The following is an 18,903-nucleotide window of genomic DNA, read 5'->3' on the forward strand; positions in this document are numbered from 1 at the left end:
AGTCAGAAAAGAAAAAACAAACTCATAAAGCGCTCAAAAAAGGAAATCTTGAAACATCCCGTACTCCTTTGTTTGAAACTCTCTCTAATGACAATATCCATGATGATAGCTCTCGTTTTATTATCAATGATGTCACGGTCGAAAAGCTTATGAAATTGTTAAAAGAAGACCCCATGATCTCTTAATGATTCGTAATGAGTTATCTAGTCTTTTATCCAATTTGCAATGGGCTAAGGAGCATGATGAAGATGGACGTGATATCGGTATTGATCTCGTTGCTACAATCCGTGATGAAGGAGGTTACGCGGCTATTCAATGTAAATGCTATGATGCTTCTCACATCATTAAAAAGAAGATATTGATAGCTTTATCGCTGCCTCTGGTAAGAAAATATTCACCCGTCGTATTTTGGTTGATAGTACCGAAAGCAATTGGAGTGATAATGCTCACAACACTTGTGATGGTCAAGAGGTTCGTATTCAACAGATTAATCTGTTTGATTTTGATTTAGAAAACAGTCAAATTGATTGGGGCGCTTATAAAGAACAAGGGCAAGCCGTCCTTAAAGAACAACCGAAAAAAAAGCTTTTAGATCATCAGATAGAAGCCATCAAGAAGTCTGTGAAGGCTTAAAAGAAGCAGACCGTGGCAAGCTGATTATGGCATGTGGAACGGGTAAAAAAATCACCAGTCTTAAGAGTGCAGAAACCATAGCAGGAAAAGGCAAGCGTGTTTTGTTTTTAGTCCCTTCTCTTGCTTTAGTCTCACAAACAATCCGTGAATGGACAGCCGATGCACAATTCCCCTTGCGTTCCTTTGCCGTGTGTTCTGATACAAAAGTTGGCAAGCGTCGTAAAAACCAAGATGATATTGTTGGCTTGGAAACATCAGATCTTGTGCTCCCTGCTACAACGGATGCCAAAGCACTTGCCAAAGAAGCTTGTGAAAACTTCACAGATGCAATGACAGTCATCTTTTCAACTTACCATTCCATTCAAGTGATTTCGGATGCACAAAAAGACTATGGTTTATCCGAATTTGATATGATTATTTGTGATGAAGCCCATAGAACCACTGGAGCTTCATTGGGAAGTGAAGACAATGAATCTGAATTTATCAAGGTTCATGATAACAGCATCATTCGCGGTAAAAAACGTCTGTACATGACAGCAACGCCTCGTATCTTTAGTGAGACTGCCAAAAGACGGGCTGATGAGATCAATGCTGTTTTGGCATCTATGGATTATGAAGCGCTTTTTGGAAAACAGCTCCACCATTATACCTTCGCAGAAGCTGTCGATAATGAGCTTTTAACCCCTTACAAGATTGTGGTCTTAGGCATTGATGAAACCTATATCACACCAGCCATACAGAAGATTCTTGCCAATGAAAACCGTGAAATTGATTTAGATGATGCGGCAAAAATTATTGGCTGTTATAGAGCTTTGACTAAAATAGATAAGGAAGCAGCTGTTGATGATGATGATGATACAGAGCCCATGCGTAAAGCTTTAGCTTTTTGCAAAGATATCAACACCTCTCAATATGTTACAAAGCTCTTCAATAAAATTATCAAATCTCATATCAATGATTTTCTTCAAACGGTTCCCTTTTTGAACTGTGAAGTAATACATATTGACGGAAAACAAAGTGTCAAAAAACGCAATGAAGAATTGGATTGGCTTAAACAAGATGCGGGTCACAATGCTTGTCGGATCTTAAGCAATGTAAGGTGTCTTTCAGAAGGGATTGATGTCCCTGCTCTTGATGCGATCATGTTTTTACACCCGTGCAATAGCCAAGTGGATGTGATACAGGCCGGTGGGGCGTTTGACGCTTGTGCCAATAGCAGCTTTGATCAGGTTCTTTTCTGCTTCACGCGTGATACGATCGACAAAAGCAGCCGTTTTTGGCAAAGATTGACCAACTCCAGCCATCTCTGTGAATTGGCTGGTTTAGTAAATTTAGTGGGTTTGCCTTTTAACCAATTCTTTTTTCTTTAGCAGCAAGTTTGGTTAGTTCTTTCTTCGCTTCAAGCTTGGTCAGATCTCCCTGAGCGGCAAGTTCTGCTAAATTTTTCTTAGAAGCGAATTAAGAGATCGCAAATAATACCACTACTAGGAATATCTGCTGTATATCCCTTATAAACGTTACGTATTTCCTCCCCCCATATCATCTCCTCCGTAATTTTTTCCAAAAACGCTTGTAAAAAAGGATAGGTTGTGGAGTGGGAAGGATCTCAGGCTTTTCAATTGGTTGATCACCTTCAGGTATCTCAGCTCCCACGCTTTCTTTAATTCTTTTACAAAGGAATTCATAAAAATTGCTCGCGTAATATTCACAATCTTCAGATGGAAGCATGACATAGAGTGGACATTCACCATCCCGAAACTGCGTATAATCAAAATAAAATGTCTCACCAAAATCTGTTCTGCTCACGAAAAGCTGTTCTGGTGTCACAAAACCTTTTTTTCTATTGAGTAAGTTTCGCTAAACAATATCACCAGCAGGAATACCTTCCCCACAATCTCCATAAATGCTAAAAATTTCATCACCACCAATTTCTCTCCTCCATATTTTTTTTAAAAAACTTTGTAAGACGATGTGAATTTCAAACCCAAAGCTTTCTCCGCCTTTTCAATCTGTAAATCATCTGTTTCATTCTCTTCATCATCTTAACTACCAAAAGTGATAATATCATCATCATAAAGCAACGATACAATGCGCTCGTTATGCTTTCGGGTTTTCTGGCATTTATGAAGAAGATGAAGCGACTCGTATTAATGAAGCAAACCGTAATACACAAGTAAATTTGGTTTCTCATGCCATGCTTGAACAAATCAAACAGTTAATTAAAGAAACTGAAACAAATGAAGATAATCTTCTCTCTTACGCAAAGGTAGAAAATCTAACAGATCTATCTTATGAAAAAGCACAAGAGGTTTTAGAGCTGTTGGAAAAAAAGCAAAATATTCAAAAAGAAAGAGCTCTACAATCTCTCCCACAACAAGAGCAAACAGACACACCTACACAAGATGCAGAATATATTCATATCCAAGATATTGAATATGCTCCAACTCAACAAACGGCGGTGTGAAATGGAACAAAGAACAGCAGAATGGTTTCAAGCACGGTTAGGGAAAGTCACCGCTTCAAATATTTACAACGTTATTAGTAAAACAGCAAAGGGAACCCCTACAAGCAAATATGAAGACTACAAAATCAAACTCATTACAGAACGTCTAACGGGTCAAACAAGCCCCTATTATGAAACAGAAGATATGAGATGGGGCATTGAAAATGAAGAAGATGCCTTGAGAGAATATGCATTCATTTATGATACACAAATCACTCAATGCGGCTTCATACAACACCCTACAATTCAAATGGCGGGGGCTAGCCCTGATAGTCTGATTGATGAAGATGGGTTAATCGAAATCAAATGCCCTAGATCTACTAATCATATGCGTTTCATTATCGATAATGAGATCAAACCGGAATATCTTGCACAAATGCAATTCCAAATGGCTTGTACGAGGCGCAAATGGTGTGATTTTATCAGTTATGACCCACGTTTTACGAGAGATGCATCTCATTTACGTATGAAAATCAAACGTATCCACCGTAATGACAAACAAATAGAACAAGAGATCCAAAGAATCTCAACAAAAGCCGCCTAATCGCTTATGGGGGTGCTTTTCTTATGCCTCCTAGCACCCCCACCCTTGCCTAACAATTTTCAATCAATTCGTTATTCACGACACGGGTGAATTGCATCTTAAATGTAAGGAGAAATATATGGCGCCTCGTCCAGCTACCATAACACAACCAGCCATTGCACGCGCTTTAAGAGAAGCTAAAAAGCAAGGGTGCGAACTCATAGAAATCAAACCTACTGGGGAATTACTTATCTATCTTAAATCCGATATCCCATTGCCAAATGCAACTAATCATTCTGACAAATCATGGAATTTGTCACCTGATGATTATGATATCGTCTTATAGGCGGTCACCATGCCAAAACCACGCCCCCCTCATCTTGTTAAACAAATTACACAACATGGTAAAATTGTATGGTATGTCCGTATTGGTCATGGAAAACGTATTAGAATACGCGGAACCTATGGAACACAAGAATTTGTTGACAATTACAAAAATGCGCTTGCCGAATTACAAGGGCTTATACTTCCTAAATCCAAAACCGGTAAACTTGTTGAAGGTTCATTCGCATGGCTGCTTAAACAGTATCTAAACAGCTCTAATTGGCATAGCCTTGCTAAAGTTACCAAAAAAATAGAGAACGCATCCTTATGAAGGTATGCGATACAATAGGAAACATTCCATACCAAGTAATTGAAAAAAAACATATTATAGCTGGTGTTGAACGGCGTAAAGAAACGCCAGGAATGGCTAGAGAATTTCTGAAAATACTTAATGGGCTTTTTAATTGGGCGGTTGAACAAGGTCTTTTGGAAACTAATCCAACTTTAGGCGTCAAAAGACCAGCTCTTAGCAATAAAGATGGATTTGCTGCTTGGACAAAAGAAGATGTTGAGAAATATTATCAAAAATGGCATCATGGTACCCATGAACGTGTCTGGATTGATGTCCTCTTATATACGGGTTTGCGTCGTGGTGATGCCCTTCGCATTGGCTGGAAAGATGTAAAAAATAATATTATTCATCTCAAAACAGAGAAAAGTAAATTCCAAACAGATGTTTTTCTGCCTATTTTACCAGAATTAGCCAAAACACTTGAAGCTGGTCCTATTGGAGAAGAAACATTTATTTGTGGTAAACATGGAAGAAAAATAGCTAAAACTAGTTTTGGAGGTGTATTTTATAAAGCATGTACACAAGCTGGTATTAACAAATCAGCATACGGTTTGCGAAAATTAGCAGCAACACGCGCCGCTAATTCGGGGGCAACAGTACCACAATTGAAAGCACTGTTTGGCTGGACAGAAGACCAAATGGCATCTCTTTACACAAAGAGCGCAAATCGCAAAAGACTAGCAATAGAAGCGATAAAAAAGCTCCAAAAAAGTTAGGGATAGAAGCAAAAAAACATAATAAAATCAAGACACAACTATTCCCTTATTTATATAATAACTCATTGATTTTTATGTTTTTTATTCAGTAAAACTAGCATCACCATATAATAGATAAAGGATTTGATATAGAAAAAATCATGCACCTAAAAAAGCAGTTTTTTATCTCTAAAATTGCCATTAATTAAGATATGTCTTCATTTTGTTCAATGATTCCTTAGAAAGAGCTTCTTTAAGGAGTTCATTTGCCCTATTAGAATCTAATTCCTTTGCAATAAGAATACGTGCTGTAGAAATTGCCAAATCGATAGCCGATGAAGAAACCATGCGGACTGCATCCGCTTCTGCCTGAGCAATTTTTTGCTCAGCCAATTTATTGCGGTTTTTTACATATTCTTCCGCTTTTGCACGAGCCTCAGCAATAACGGATTCAACTTCATGCTTTGCTGCTGCAATAATTTCCTGCGCATCTTTTTCTGCTTCCGCGTGCTTGCGTTGATATTCAGCTAATATTTCCTGTGCCTCTTCACGAAGACGCAGAGCCTCATCTAGCTCATCTTTGATACGCTTCGCGCGTGCATCGAGATGATGTAAAACTTTCTGTGGAATCTCGAAATAAACTAAAAGAGCTAAAAAAAGAACTAACCCAACTAAAGCCCAAAAAGTATCATTCATCTTTGTCTTCCTCAATAATCCGCAGTTTTAACAACTGAACGAACAGCCTCTTTGCTGATATCAACATCAATTAATTTTTTTACAATTTCAAGGCCGACTTCTTCAGCGATAGAACCAACATTTTGCATCGCTTTATCACGAATTTTTGCTATCTGTTTTTCAGCATCTGCAAGCTTTTTCTCTAAACGCTCTTCAACTTCTTTCCGTTCAAGCTCCGCCTTTTGTTTTAATTCTTCACCAGCAGCTTGTGCTATGGTATGAGCTTTCAAACGCGCTTCTGCTAATTCACGCTCATAAGTTTCAACAACAGTATCTGCTTCCTGCTTCATGCGCATTGCCTGATCTAAATCAGATGCAATTCGATCTCGACGTGTTTCAATAACACCGCCAATACGCGGCGCAATCACACGAGAGATAAACAGATAAAAAAGTCCGAAAGAAATTGCCAACCAGAAAAAATGCGAACTAAAATGAACAAAATCAAAAGGTGGAAACACACGATTTGCATGCTCTGCCACTTTCTTGATATGTTCTATCGACGTTTCAGTGTTCTGTGCATAAGCGCTGGCAACAAACATCTTCTTTCATCCTCTAAACAGCTTAAACCCTCTCCAACCAATGATAATTGACAAAAAATTCTCTGATTGAGAGCTAAAAGGGTAAATCTTTTCTCATAGTGAGAACAAATATACCCTTTTGATAATGATTAAACCCCAAAAAGAAGTAATAAAGCAATGAGCAATGAAAAAATACCCAAAGCTTCTGTCACAGCAAAACCAAAGACGAGACGTCCAAACTGACTATCCGCGGCTGATGGATTACGTAATGCACCAGAAAGATAGCTTCCAAAAATATTACCAAGCCCTAAAGCTGTTCCAGCCATACCAAAGCAAGCAAGACCAGCGCCAATATATTTTGCTGCAAGCACCATTTCCATATTATTCTCCTTTAAAGCGAAATTGCACTATTCGACGGAAAACCGCCAGTTTACTAATGTCCTGGATGAATTGCATCATTAAGATACATACATGTTAAAACTGTAAAGACGTAAGCTTGAAGAAATGCAACCAAAAACTCAAGAGCCGTAATCGCTACAGTCATAATAAGGGGCAAAACTGAACCACCAACGCCTACAATCCCTACCCCAATCATTGAAACAACAAACCCTGAAAACACTTTGAGCGTAATATGACCAGCAAGCATATTCGCAAAAAGACGAAGCGAAAGGCTGATGGGGCGGGAGAGAAAAGAAATAATCTCAATCATTGTCACGAGCGGCAAAACGACGACAGGAACCCCACTGGGAACAAATAGTTTCAAAAAACTAACTCCATGCTTATAAAAACCATAACCAATCACCGTCAAAATAACCACCATTGCCAACGAAAACGTGATCATGATCTGTGAAGTCACCGTATAAAAATAGGGGAAAAGACCAATAAAGTTAGCAACCAAAATAAAAGTAAACAGAGAAAAAACTAAAGGGAAAAATTGCATTCCCTGCACACCAGATGATTCTCGCAGAGTCGACGCTACAAACTCATAGGCCATTTCTGAAAGAGATTGCATCCGCGTTGGAACCAATCCACGGCTTGATGATGAAATAAAGAGAAAAACAGAGGTTATAACAACCGTAATGACAGTAAACAATGATACATTTGTAAATGATAAATCCATATTTCCTATGGAAATCTTAATCAGTCGTGAAATCTCAAACTGATGAATAGGATCTGGAGCGTGTGCTGTCACTTCAACCTCATTTATCGGACCTCTCACTGGCCTCTTTATTGTGTTCATCTTGGCGCAATACGCCTTTTTGTTCCAATCGACTGGAGGAAACATACCCCACAGAACGAAGAATACTCAATACACCAGCAGCAAATCCAAGAAAGAGAAAAAACACCAATCCCCACGGCCATGAACCTGCTAACTTATCAAACCCTACCCCCAAAACAATACCGACAACAACACTTGCCAGAAATTCACTGGAAAGCTTAATTGCATCCGCCATCCGTCCTTGTGATTTGTCCCGTCTATCCTTATGCTCACGCGTCCTTAATGCTTGCTTGCGCACTAAAGCTACGCCTAAGTTCTTACTACGACATTCCAAGTCCTCTGAATGAAAACACTCTCTTTGCTTTTTCTCTTCAGCCTCCTTGCGACTTATAACGGGTTTCTCGCCCATCGCCATCATTGGCTCCTTCATCAAAAAGCAAAGTAAAAATGCATCTCATAAAACCGTGTGCATCATATTGTTCCCGAATTTATTCGTCAAGACACTAAAAGAAATCTATCACCAATTATCGTATAAATTTTATCGCCTAAATAACATATTTTTCAATTCACATGCTTTTTTTAAGACATTTCTTAAAATCCCCAAACCAATTTCATAATATCTCCTAAGAATACATACAAGCTTCTGTAAATAATATAATAAAACTCATAAGTCCACTATCTTTATGCTGAAGCGACAAAACAGCACCATTATACACTTTTATGTTGCAACAGCCCGAATCTTTTAAAAAGCATAAAAGACATTTGTTTTTTTAAAATCATTTTTATTCACACATCAAATCTGCTTATGATGGTAAGAACATTATTTTAATTAATTCAATATGAACATGTTTGAAATTTAAAGAATCTTATAATTTTTGCCGTTCTTAAATAAATATAAAAAGTGATGAATTGTTATGATAAATCAACAGATTATAAAATCTTATAACACTCAACATTAACACACTAGTGTATCATTATTCTAGCTTGCAAACAAATGAAATGCTGTCTTGTTTTCTACCAAAATCATATTTTTTCCTCATATCCTGTAACTAATAGCAAAAACATAACTGATCTCTTATTTGTGGTAAAATAATAGATTAAATACATATTTATTTTTATTGAATGTGAATCAATTGCGTAGACTTTATCCATCATATGTTGAGGAAAATCGACGCTAATGGAACTCTTGCATCTTTTAAGCAAAACATATTGATTTATAGGGATGTTTATAATTTTTGACTTGAATAAGACCCCTGATAAGATACTTCATGTATTCATGTTGAAATAATCAAAACTGTTTTTGTATATCACAAGAAGGATTGATGTGTACTTAAAAAATTACCTTTTATGCTCTCTTTCAAAGCGATGATTGGTAAAAATAAAATTGATATACCATTGAAAGCTGAACATAATATGAAAGCATTCGCTTATGCTTTTTTCAAGTAAACTTGCATTTTTGTTTAAATAAAAATGTTCAACGGATTGTGTATGACTCCATTCTATAGATATGTTATACCTAATTTACAGGCACTCTTATGAAATGATATTAGAAGCATAAAGAGATTTTTCTTTAAGTCCACGATATAATGAATTACAAATTTCAATAGGATACAATAAAACTTGAATACGATTGCTATACCGTTTTATACAATCTTAATCCACTTTTTGAATTCCATACTTTAAAAGTCAATATTGTTAGATTTAGCAGATATTTTTACTTTTTATTAAAAAATCTCTAGAAAAAGTGCTTGTGAATATCCTTTAGTTTTATAAAAAGATAACTTAATGCTTCTTTACAAATAAGCATAACTACTATTATTTCCTTCTGATTGCCTCTATTTTTACATAAATATACTAGAGTCTTTATCAAGAGATAATTAAAACGAGAAAGCTCTATAGCACGCAATGATAAATGACCATTGATTTATCAATACATTAAAATAAAGATTTTTTTCTTTTATGAAAAGAAGATATTTGTCTGTTGAAATTATTATTTCACTTTCGATATTTAGAACACTATAAATTATGAAAAGGCTTATTTTTAAGGTTGTATAGACTTCATTCACTTTAAAAAAATAAAGAGCTATCATTTCTTTTTAGAACGTGTCGCAAAAGGATTATCAGAGGCTCTTAATGATAGGCGCATTGGTATACCAGGCATATCAAATGCTTCACGTAATCCATTGACAAGATAACGCAAATACGACTGGGGTATGACTTGAGGCCGTGAGCAAGAAATCATAAATCCGGGAGGACGTGTTTTCACCTGTGTGATATATTTAATCTTAAGCCGACGTCCTGAAACCGCCGGTGGTGGATGATGTGCTACGACAGTTTCAAGCCATTGATTCAATTTAGCTGTAGAAATGCGACGATTCCATACACAGTGCATCATCATGACATTTTCCATGAGTTTATCAATTCCTTGACTATATTGTCCTGATAAAGGAACAGCTCTCAAACCGCGAACTTGAGGAAGAAATCGCGCACATTTTTCATGCAAATCAATCAATGTAGCCTGACTATCTTCAATAAGGTCCCACTTATTGAAAGCAATAACTGGAACACGCCCTTCACGAATCACAAGATCAGCAATTTGTAAATCCTGCTTCTCAAAAGGTATCGTTGCATCAAAAACAATGACCACCACTTCTGCAAAACGAATAGCACGTAAAGTATCAGCGACCGATAGTTTTTCTAATTTTTCTTGAATTTTCGATTTTCGACGTAAACCTGCAGTATCAAAAAGTTTAATATGACGACCACCCCATTCCCAATCGACAGAAATAGAATCGCGGGTCAACCCTGCTTCTGGTCCTGTTAACAACCGATCTTGCTTCAACATACTATTGATAAGGGTGGATTTTCCTGTATTAGGACGCCCCGCAATGGCAATCCGAATAGGCTTGCTTTCATCGTAAATAAGCCCCTCTTCTTCCGAATTGTTTATATCATCACCAGCAGAGGCTGGCTGTATCCTCATATCTTCTTCTTTGTTGTTGCTAAAAGCGCGCTCTGCCCCAACAGCGTCTATAATGGCATCACGAAGATCGCTAAGTCCTAAACCATGTTCAGCTGATATGAGACACGGCTCTCCCAAACCTAATGACCACGCCTCATACTCTCCCCCTGTTGCCGCTTTTGACTCAGACTTATTGGCAACGAGCACAATCGGTTTTCCTGACTTGCGAACCAGTGAAGCAAAATTTAAATCACTCGGTGTTATTCCGCTCTTTGCATCAAATACGAATAAAATAAGATTTGCTTCATCAATCGCAGCTTTTGTATGAGAACGCATACGCCCCTCAAGGGTATGATCCCCTGCTTCTTCCAGCCCAGCCGTATCAATTACATCAAAATGTAGATCTTGAAGTTTTGCCGCATGAATACGCCGATCACGTGTTACACCCGGCTTATCATCAACCAAAGCCAATTTTTGCCCAACCAAACGATTAAAAAGTGTTGATTTCCCAACATTGGGGCGACCAACGATAGCAATGGTAAGGCTCATCGATTTATTCCTTATTTGCCTTGCCCTTAGCTTGCATAAGCTCAAGCATCATTCGAGCCCGATCTGTTATTTTTGATCTCAGCATACCTTCCGCAGAAATTTTCTGAAAATAGTCAACGGCCTCATCAATCTTCCCTGCTTTATAAGCAGCTAAGCCTAAAGCCTCTCGTGCGGACATACGCATAGGATCAATATCACTTGTCATATCTTTAACGCGCTTTTCGACATCCTCCAAGGTCCCTGTATCAACTAAAACATAGGCCGCTCGAATTTTTGCAACTTTCCGTAAAATCTGCGGTGCTTTCTCATCCGCTGCAACAGAATCAAAAATCTCCACCGACTTGATAAGATCACCTTGCTCCATGCGTAAAGAAGCCTCCCGCAAACGGGCAAGAAAAGGATACCCTCCAAAATTAGAGTCTTTAATATCCTTCAATTGCTTTATCGCCTTATCAAAATGACGTGTATCCGCAAAATTAAGGCTTCTTACAAATGCATCACCAATATGGCTGGCTTTCTTTATTTGCGCATGATGATAAATTTGATAAACAATTATCATGAGGATGAAAAGAAGAGCGGCCCCAATAATTAAAAAACCATACCGTCTCCAAAAAGCAAGCGCCTTTTCCTGACGAAACTCTGCATTAACTTCAGCAATAAAACTATCATACGACATATAACATACCTTGTAAAACAATTTACTTTCTACACTTTTACGCATAAATAAACAAAGATGGTAGCCCTCATTCACGAAAAACCTTTAAATTGCCCCGTTTATTCATTTCAAAGCAATATGTATTCCAATCAATTAGCTTTTTTCAACTGTATCAATTAAAAATGTTGTAAATATCCTTTTGTTTCATATGACAATTTTTATATAACTTGAATTTATAAAAAAGATCATAACCGTAATGTCATGCATGCTTGTCGATAATGTTAACCATTCTTTTTTAATTCAATGTATACCAAATACAATCTTTTAAAGTTCTTTAAAACAACCAATTCCTTGTCTTCGGTTATAGAATGGCATTAAACATGCAAACTCTTTACAAAAAACTACAGCTAAATCTCCCTCTCTAAATCAAGTAAACAAATTTTGACTCAGGAGAAAAAATACTGGAGCATTATTAAAAGTACGCTCCCCAAGCTTCAAGTAAAAATTTTTATACAAAATATATCCCTTCAACTTATCTTCATACGATTAATAATCCTTTGGAATCGATCCTTAAAGCTTTCAAAAAATATCCTATTGTAATGGCCAAACCCACATAAGCATGGGAACGGCAACAATAATGATCAACACCGCTAAGGGAGCCCCCAAACGTGGATAATCACTAAAACGATATCCTCCTGGCGCCATAACGAGCATATTGCTTTGATGTCCAATAGGAGTAAGAAATTCACACCCCGCACCAATGGCAACAGCCATCAAAAAAGCTTCAGGTTTATAATGAAGAGAATGAGCAAAACTTGACGCGATGGGTGCAACCATCATAACCGTTGCGGCATTATTCAAAAATGGCGTGACCAACATGGCTGTCACCAACATCAGTGCTAAAGCACCAGATGGCGGAAAAAATATTGCTAGTTGACTCAACCATTGACCAATGAGATCTGTACATCCCGTTCTCTCTAACGCTTCACTCACTGGAATAAGAGCCGCTAATAGGACTAATATTGGACCATCTAATGCCTGATAGAGATCACGCGCGGGTAAAATGCGAAAAATAATCATTGCAGCAGCAGCAGAAAAAAACGAAAAAGCAACTGGAACAATATGAAAAGCTGTAAAAATAATGGCTATAAATAAAATGGCTAAAGATATAAAACCATGCCGTAAATTTCCAAACACAATATTTCGTTTTGCTAAGGGCAAGCATTTCAATCCCCTTAATAAATTTGGAATAACCGCATCTTGTCCTTGTAAAACAATCACATCTCCAAGATGAAAGATAATATCATCAAGTCTTGCCCGCACCCTTTCATGTTGACGACTTAAAGCAAGCAAATTGACATTATAGTGATCAAAGAGTGAAAACTCTTTCGCACTAATGCCAATAAGAGGCGAGTTATGCGTGATGACCGCTTCAATAATATCAATGTCACTATCCTTATCTCCTGTAGAAAGAGTTCGCTCCTTAGAAAACTCTAAACGCGCAGAGTTCATCACACTATCTATTCCTGTATGCGATCCTTCCAACAAAACAATATCGTTTTCAGACAAAACAAAATCTGGTAGTGGTGAAATAGATATTTTATTTCTGATGATTTGAATCACCATAACATCACCACTTGATGGCTTAACCAAATCGACAATACTTTTTCCCACAATGGGTGAATTTATTGGAATATGCACTTCTACAACATAATTACGAATATCAATGGCATCATCAAACGATCCACCTGAACGCACACGCACTGGCAAAAGCCAATAAAAACAGACCAAGTATAAGACACCAACCGTCGCAATAACCGCACCAACTGGTGTAAAATCAAACATCGTAAAAGGTGTTCCTGTTAAACGTTCTTGCATCGCTGAAATAACAACATTGGGAGATGTTCCTATCTGTGTCATAAGCCCCCCCAATAAAGAACCAAATGCCATGGGCATCAAAAAGACAGAAGGAGAAACTTGAGAACGACGAGCAAACTGAAAAGCGATCGGAAGCATGATAGCTAAAGCACCAATGTTTTTTACAAACATTGATAAAACGACAACAGAAAAAACCAAAAAAGCTAATTGAAAGCGCACCGATTTCACATCTGGCCATATCCGTTGAATAATAAATTCCATTATACCAGATCGTGATACAGCCGTACTGACAACAAACACACTTCCCACAATAATAACAATATCATTACTAAAACCGCTAAAAGCTTCCTTTGGACTGACAAGACCAAGAGCACACGCTATTAATAATGTACAAATAGCGACAAGATCATAACGAAATCGATCCCAAATAAAAACAACCATCATCAAACCAATAATTGAAAAGGCCATTATTTGATTTTCTGTCATAACACTCACCTCTCCCCATTAAATTATAATGAACAAAAACATAACATTATATGTTTTAAATATTCCTATAAACAGCCGTAAGATAAAAACAGACATAGGAATATTTTATGATAATTTAAAGTGATTAAAAATATGATGCGCATAAACTTACCTCTCCTTGCATTATGCGTGCTTTTCTATAACGTACTCAATACAAAGAAAATCGATAAAAATTGATAAAGCGATATTGCAAAAAAGATGAGAATAACTCTAATATAGAGGGTAGATGACTGTTGAAACTGGTACACGCTATATTTTAACCTTTGTCATTGCTTAAAAGAGTTTATCTTCACTCTCAATTCTAAAGAGTGATAAAAATGAAAGAAAAAAGAATGGTCAAGCTTAATAGTGGGTACCAAAGTAACCTGAGATATTGGCTCACTTGCATTATTGGATTTGTTGCTATCTTGGTAATTATAGTTGTTGGTGGATTTTATATCGCAAAACCCTATCTTGATAGTTTTGTAAAACAAGAGATAGCCCGTCGTTCCATAAAAGCAGAAACATCTGAAGTCAGCATTCTAGGTAAAGTTAATTTGAAAAATGTTACACTTCCCGTTCCAGCCGGTACATCACTGAAAATTGGTGCCATTTCTGCCCGCCCTCCTCTTTCCTTTATTCCTGGAACTTTTACATTTTATAATGTTGATTTAAAGCATAATAATATTCATGTAAAAATACCCCAAATTTCTCTTAAAAATGTCTCCTTAAAAGATAAAGACAGAACAATCACATCACATCTTTTACAATCAATGATGCGTATTGATCTTGCCTCCATAAGTGCCCCGAATATACAGCTTTCTATAGAAAATGAAAATAAACGCACAGAAATAGTTGAAGTTAAGAATTTCCAGCTTTCTGACTTTAAAAACGGCCATATCCGTTCCGTTAGTATTAAAAATATGGATCTTAAAACGGTCGCAGTCAATGGCGATAAACAGATGCAACTGATGGCTAAAAGTGATACAATAAAGGCTGATGATATCGACATCAATTACGCCTATTCTATAATTTTCGGAAAAAATAACGCTCTCAATCAAGGAAAAACCGTTACTGGCCCTATTTCTCTGAACAATATAAGTGTCGATATTTTTGGAGAAGCAGAAAAAAATAGCTCTTTCTTCCTCGGCCAATTTAAAACATCTGGTCTAAAGATGAAATCGCTTGAACAAACGCCTGAAAAACTGATCAAAGCTTATTTTAATGCAAGAAAAAAGAATGATAAAGTCGCAGAAAAAAGAGCACAAAATGGTCTCCTTCTAAACATACTGCTCGCCATTACCTCAGCAGATGCCAAAGTTTATAATGTCACCGTTGATATCCCACCATTGAAAGCAACGCTTGAATCATTTCAACTTAAACCAAGCTTGTGGAAACATCCTATCCCCAAAAAGCTTTTTCTTTCTCTCAATAACTTTTCCGTTTTACCTAAAAAAATGAATGAAAAAGATTTAGAACTTTTGAAAAAGATGGGATTTGAACAAATTGATTTTTCAGGAAAACTTGATATTTCTTACGATGAAAAAAAACATATACTCTTTCTTGATACGATGTCTTTCAATATGAAAAACGTTGGATCTGGGAACATATCGGCTAAGATTATTGATGTTGATGAAAAGCTTTTTTCTGGTCAACAAAATGTCATGATTGCTACCTCTCAAAACCTTGGTATCAATGAAATTGATATACAATATCGGGATGCTGGTTTCATTGATAAGCTTTTTTCTTATCTTGCAAAAAACCTTGATGATGGCCAACATGATCTTAAAAATGAACTCTATGACGACTTCTATTTAATGATGACGCAAACCCCAAAAATGTTGCTAAAAAATCAAAACGAAGCAGAAAAAATTTCAAAATCCTTAGGTGAATTTGCTAAAAATCCACAAACATTGATCGTTAAGATAAAAGCAAAAGATAATAAAGGACTCACAATGGTTGATCTCGAATCCGCTCTACAAAATGATCTATCCAAGGTTTTAAGCAAAGTAGATCTCACTATTAAAAATGAAGCATCGCCTTAAACATATCGGCTTTAGAGATAAGGGGCTTGTTTATAAATCGAGAACTTTATTCCTCTTTTTGCTTTTATATGATACAGAAAGCATCATTATAGATTCACTATACATAGAGAATATAGAAATATAAAATTGTCGATAGTTTGGAGCTGTTCATGTCTGATTTATCTTCAAATCGTTTGCCTAATCGCGCTTCTCGTGTAACCAATCAAGCGCTTTCTGCTATCGAGCGTTTTCTTCATATTGAAGCTCTTAGTGGTATTGTTCTTTTACTCGCTGCTGCTTCTGCACTGATTTTTGCTAATTCTCAATATGCTGCTTTCTATGAATCTTTTTGGCATACACCTCTTGGCTTTAATTTAGGGCATTTCACTCTTTCATGGGATTTACATTTCTGGGTTAATGATGCCCTTATGACTATTTTTTTTCTTGTAGCAGGAATGGAAATTCGACGCGAAATTCATGAAGGTGCCCTTGCCGATTTTAAACAAGCGATTTTACCAATTGTTGCTGCAATAGGCGGCGTTTGTGTCCCTGCAATCATTTATTTCATCTTCAACTCTAACGGTGGACATATCTACGGTTGGGCTGTGCCAACAGCAACAGATATCGCTTTTGCTTTAGGTATTCTGGCTCTTCTTGGAAAAAAAATTCCTTCTAATCTTCATATCATTCTTCTATCATTAGCGATTATTGATGATATTATCGCTGTTCTTATTATTGCTTTTTTCTACTCAACAAATATTGATCCGAGCGGTTTAATAATTGCAGGAGCAGGTATTGCTCTGGTACTCTTTTTTCAATGGATCGGGCTTGCATCAGCATGGCTGTACATTTTACCTGGTGCAATTATCTGGTGGGGTTTATTGGTAACAGGCGTTCATCCATCACTTGCTGGTGTAATCTTGGGTATGATGACTCCCGTTTTTCCTACCCGTACTCTTGTAGCACCACACACCATGCTCAGCAACGCTATGCAAATTCTCCAAGAAAAAAACGTAAAAACAGATTTCCATCATATTTCAACTGCATTGAAAAAAATGCGCAAAGGACAACGGGCCATGATTGCCCCAGTAACACGTGTTCAAAAAGCACTGCATCCATGGGTTGCATACGGTATCATGCCAATTTTCGCCTTTGCAAATGCAGGCGTAAGTTTTGCAAACTTTGACCTTTCTTCTGACAAATCATTCTTAATTGTTCTTGGTATTGTCATTGGTCTTTTCGTTGGGAAGCCCCTTGGTATTATCACGGCTAGTTATCTAGCCGTAAAATCAGGATTATGTCGTCTTCCTCCTCAAATGACATGGTCTGGTATTTTACTTATTGGTTTTTTAGCAGGAATTGGCTTTACAATGTCTATCTTTGTTTCAATGCTTGCCTTTAAAGATATTATCCTGCTTGATGCTGCAAAAATTGGTGTCCTTTGTGGCTCTGGTTTATCTGCTCTTATTGGTCTGGGATATGGCTTTATTTATATTAAGCGCAATAAAGACATCTCTCATAGTTTCGAATAAAACCAAAAAATCATCTGCTTTGTTGAAATGATTTTTTAGCATAACCAAGATTTTTCCTACAGTCCTTAAAATGGATGTATCTTCTTGCTAAGATACTTTTATCTTACGTTCTTGCTGGTTAAATAAGCAATTTTAAAAACTCCATAAAAACGTTAAAATTGCTTTTTGTTGTTTCATTTATAAGAGATAAGAATATTAAAGTCTAAAAAAGTTGCTGTTATTATTCCTCTGCCCTTAGCTTATTCGCTGCCCTCAAACATGCTTGGAATATATCTCTACAGGTTGTTCTTATATCGCTATATTCGTCTCTAAGAGAATAAAAATATCATGATCACAACAGAGATTAATAATCTTTTGGGAAGAGCTTTCCTCTTTCAAACTTTTAAAAAAAAGTGGGTTACAATTTAATGATTACCAATCGTCTCAATTAAAATATTAAGATATATAATATTTTTTTCAGTACTCTTAAATTATCGTGAGAAACCCTTTAAAACTCTAGATCCCACATAGAAACTAGATCATAAAGAAGAATAGATTACAGATAAATTTTTAAAATGGATATATTTTATTTATTGTCAAAACAAGTCTTGTCTATGTGATGTCGTATTTGATTATGGATTAAAGAAATAGAGGCAGTGCCATCAATGACGATAAATCGTTCGTCTATTTTTGATAAAAGTTGATATCCTTCATAAACTTTTTCAATAAATGAGCGTTTTTCTTCATATTTTAAAGCTAAACCATCTCTTTTTTGCAATCGTTCGATAAGAGCAGCAGGAGGCAAATGAAGGTAAAATGTGATCTGAGGTCTTGGAATAGCTTGATTTAATTGAATCACACCGTCAAGAGAAAGACCTCGAGCGTAGAAATAAACAAGACTAGAATAAACATATCGATCACTGATTAATAAATTTTGCGATGAAGTTAAAGAAGGTTCGATAATTTCAAGCGTATGTTTGCGTCTATCTGTTGCGGCTAAAAGAGCTAAAAGCAATGGATCAATCTGTTTTCCACTCTCTAAATAATCTCTAACCTCTGGTTTATTTCTATACCAATTACTAGGCTGAAAAGTTTGTATGATATGTTTTTCTTGTGAGTAATGATGAGAAATTTCTTTTGTTTGAGTTGTCTTTCCACTCCCATCGAATCCACATAAAGCAATAAAAGAGCCAGAATATTTTTTTAGAGACCACATGGAATTATAAATATCTTTATTAAGATACATTTTCTCTCCATCCATATAATTTACATCATTTTACATCCAAAATCTTTTTATTTAGAAATAAGGATTTTATCT

The 18,903-nt window shown here is 36.5% G+C and carries 13 protein-coding genes and 4 pseudogenes; 7 read left to right on the plus strand and 10 right to left on the minus strand.

Annotated features, from left to right (window positions below):
• Positions 1-220: 220 nt before the first annotated feature.
• A pseudogene (locus tag PVV59_RS04300) lies at positions 221-1,826 on the plus strand (DEAD/DEAH box helicase family protein); the annotation flags it as partial.
• A 346-nt stretch (positions 1,827-2,172) separates the two neighbouring features.
• Here the strand turns inward: PVV59_RS04300 and PVV59_RS04305 are convergent.
• Positions 2,173-2,723, minus strand: a pseudogene (locus tag PVV59_RS04305) (SMI1/KNR4 family protein).
• On the opposite strand from PVV59_RS04305, the pseudogene PVV59_RS04310 reads away from it, so the two are divergent.
• The 4 genes and pseudogenes from PVV59_RS04310 to PVV59_RS04325 form a co-directional block, all read left to right on the plus strand.
• Positions 2,705-3,097, plus strand: a pseudogene (locus PVV59_RS04310) (recombinase); the annotation flags it as partial. The pseudogenes PVV59_RS04305 and PVV59_RS04310 sit on opposite strands and share 19 nt — an antisense overlap.
• A 1-nt stretch (position 3,098) precedes the next feature.
• Positions 3,099-3,680 (plus strand): lambda exonuclease family protein, encoded by a 582-nt coding sequence (locus PVV59_RS04315; RefSeq protein WP_273754802.1) that lies wholly within the window; start codon positions 3,099-3,101, stop codon positions 3,678-3,680.
• Positions 3,681-3,798: 118 nt separating this feature from the next.
• On the plus strand, positions 3,799-4,005 hold the full coding sequence (locus PVV59_RS04320; RefSeq protein ID WP_273754803.1) for a hypothetical protein: 207 nt from the start codon (positions 3,799-3,801) through the stop codon (positions 4,003-4,005).
• Positions 4,006-4,014: 9 nt separating this feature from the next.
• Positions 4,015-5,051, plus strand: a pseudogene (locus tag PVV59_RS04325) (tyrosine-type recombinase/integrase).
• 180 nt (positions 5,052-5,231) lie between these two features.
• Here PVV59_RS04325 and PVV59_RS04330 read toward each other — a convergent pair.
• From PVV59_RS04330 to PVV59_RS04365, 8 genes are all read right to left on the minus strand, one after another.
• Positions 5,232-5,726, minus strand: a complete 495-nt coding sequence (locus PVV59_RS04330) for a F0F1 ATP synthase subunit B (RefSeq protein WP_273754804.1) — start codon at positions 5,724-5,726, stop codon at positions 5,232-5,234.
• Positions 5,727-5,737: 11 nt separating this feature from the next.
• On the minus strand, positions 5,738-6,304 hold the full coding sequence (locus PVV59_RS04335; RefSeq protein ID WP_273754805.1) for a F0F1 ATP synthase subunit B: 567 nt from the start codon (positions 6,302-6,304) through the stop codon (positions 5,738-5,740).
• 128 nt (positions 6,305-6,432) lie between these two features.
• A complete protein-coding gene (locus PVV59_RS04340; RefSeq protein WP_005773968.1) occupies positions 6,433-6,663 on the minus strand; it encodes a F0F1 ATP synthase subunit C in 231 nt (76 codons plus the stop codon).
• A 53-nt stretch (positions 6,664-6,716) separates the two neighbouring features.
• The gene (locus PVV59_RS04345) at positions 6,717-7,475 is read right to left on the minus strand and encodes a F0F1 ATP synthase subunit A (protein ID WP_254493181.1); all 759 of its coding nucleotides are present in this window, start codon (positions 7,473-7,475) and stop codon (positions 6,717-6,719) included.
• A 7-nt stretch (positions 7,476-7,482) separates the two neighbouring features.
• Positions 7,483-7,917, minus strand: coding sequence for an AtpZ/AtpI family protein (locus tag PVV59_RS04350; RefSeq protein WP_273754806.1), 435 nt, complete (start codon positions 7,915-7,917; stop codon positions 7,483-7,485).
• A gap of 1,671 nt (positions 7,918-9,588) precedes the next feature.
• The gene (gene der / locus PVV59_RS04355; protein WP_273754807.1) at positions 9,589-11,013 is read right to left on the minus strand and encodes a ribosome biogenesis GTPase Der; all 1,425 of its coding nucleotides are present in this window, start codon (positions 11,011-11,013) and stop codon (positions 9,589-9,591) included.
• 4 nt (positions 11,014-11,017) lie between these two features.
• Positions 11,018-11,689, minus strand: coding sequence for a tetratricopeptide repeat protein (locus tag PVV59_RS04360; protein WP_273754809.1), 672 nt, complete (start codon positions 11,687-11,689; stop codon positions 11,018-11,020).
• Positions 11,690-12,259: 570 nt separating this feature from the next.
• A complete protein-coding gene (locus tag PVV59_RS04365; RefSeq protein ID WP_273754810.1) occupies positions 12,260-14,032 on the minus strand; it encodes an SLC13 family permease in 1,773 nt (590 codons plus the stop codon).
• A gap of 356 nt (positions 14,033-14,388) precedes the next feature.
• Here PVV59_RS04365 and PVV59_RS04370 point away from each other — a divergent pair, with 356 nt between their 5' ends.
• Positions 14,389-16,095, plus strand: coding sequence for a hypothetical protein (locus tag PVV59_RS04370; RefSeq protein ID WP_273754811.1), 1,707 nt, complete (start codon positions 14,389-14,391; stop codon positions 16,093-16,095).
• A gap of 149 nt (positions 16,096-16,244) precedes the next feature.
• Positions 16,245-17,606 carry a Na+/H+ antiporter NhaA gene (gene nhaA, locus PVV59_RS04375; protein WP_273754812.1) on the plus strand — a complete coding sequence of 454 codons (1,362 nt, stop codon included), beginning with the start codon at positions 16,245-16,247 and terminating at the stop codon, positions 17,604-17,606.
• Between the two features lie 565 nt (positions 17,607-18,171).
• Here the strand turns inward: nhaA and tmk are convergent.
• Positions 18,172-18,831, minus strand: coding sequence for a dTMP kinase (gene tmk / locus PVV59_RS04380; protein WP_273754813.1), 660 nt, complete (start codon positions 18,829-18,831; stop codon positions 18,172-18,174).
• Between the last annotated feature and the right edge of the window lie 72 nt (positions 18,832-18,903).

This window comes from Bartonella sp. MM73XJBT.G, assembly GCF_028618435.1.
Lineage (GTDB): Bacteria > Pseudomonadota > Alphaproteobacteria > Rhizobiales > Rhizobiaceae > Bartonella.

Coding starts and splice junctions, on each gene's coding strand:
- PVV59_RS04315 (WP_273754802.1), top strand. CDS start 3,099: ATGGAACAAAGAACAGCAGAATGGTTTCAAGCACGGTTAGGGAAAGTC.
- PVV59_RS04320 (WP_273754803.1), top strand. CDS start 3,799: ATGGCGCCTCGTCCAGCTACCATAACACAACCAGCCATTGCACGCGCT.
- PVV59_RS04330 (WP_273754804.1), bottom strand. CDS start 5,726: ATGAATGATACTTTTTGGGCTTTAGTTGGGTTAGTTCTTTTTTTAGCT.
- PVV59_RS04335 (WP_273754805.1), bottom strand. CDS start 6,304: ATGTTTGTTGCCAGCGCTTATGCACAGAACACTGAAACGTCGATAGAA.
- PVV59_RS04340 (WP_005773968.1), bottom strand. CDS start 6,663: ATGGAAATGGTGCTTGCAGCAAAATATATTGGCGCTGGTCTTGCTTGC.
- PVV59_RS04350 (WP_273754806.1), bottom strand. CDS start 7,917: ATGGCGATGGGCGAGAAACCCGTTATAAGTCGCAAGGAGGCTGAAGAG.
- der (WP_273754807.1), bottom strand. CDS start 11,013: ATGAGCCTTACCATTGCTATCGTTGGTCGCCCCAATGTTGGGAAATCA.
- PVV59_RS04360 (WP_273754809.1), bottom strand. CDS start 11,689: ATGTCGTATGATAGTTTTATTGCTGAAGTTAATGCAGAGTTTCGTCAG.
- PVV59_RS04365 (WP_273754810.1), bottom strand. CDS start 14,032: ATGACAGAAAATCAAATAATGGCCTTTTCAATTATTGGTTTGATGATG.
- PVV59_RS04370 (WP_273754811.1), top strand. CDS start 14,389: ATGAAAGAAAAAAGAATGGTCAAGCTTAATAGTGGGTACCAAAGTAAC.
- nhaA (WP_273754812.1), top strand. CDS start 16,245: ATGTCTGATTTATCTTCAAATCGTTTGCCTAATCGCGCTTCTCGTGTA.
- tmk (WP_273754813.1), bottom strand. CDS start 18,831: ATGTATCTTAATAAAGATATTTATAATTCCATGTGGTCTCTAAAAAAA.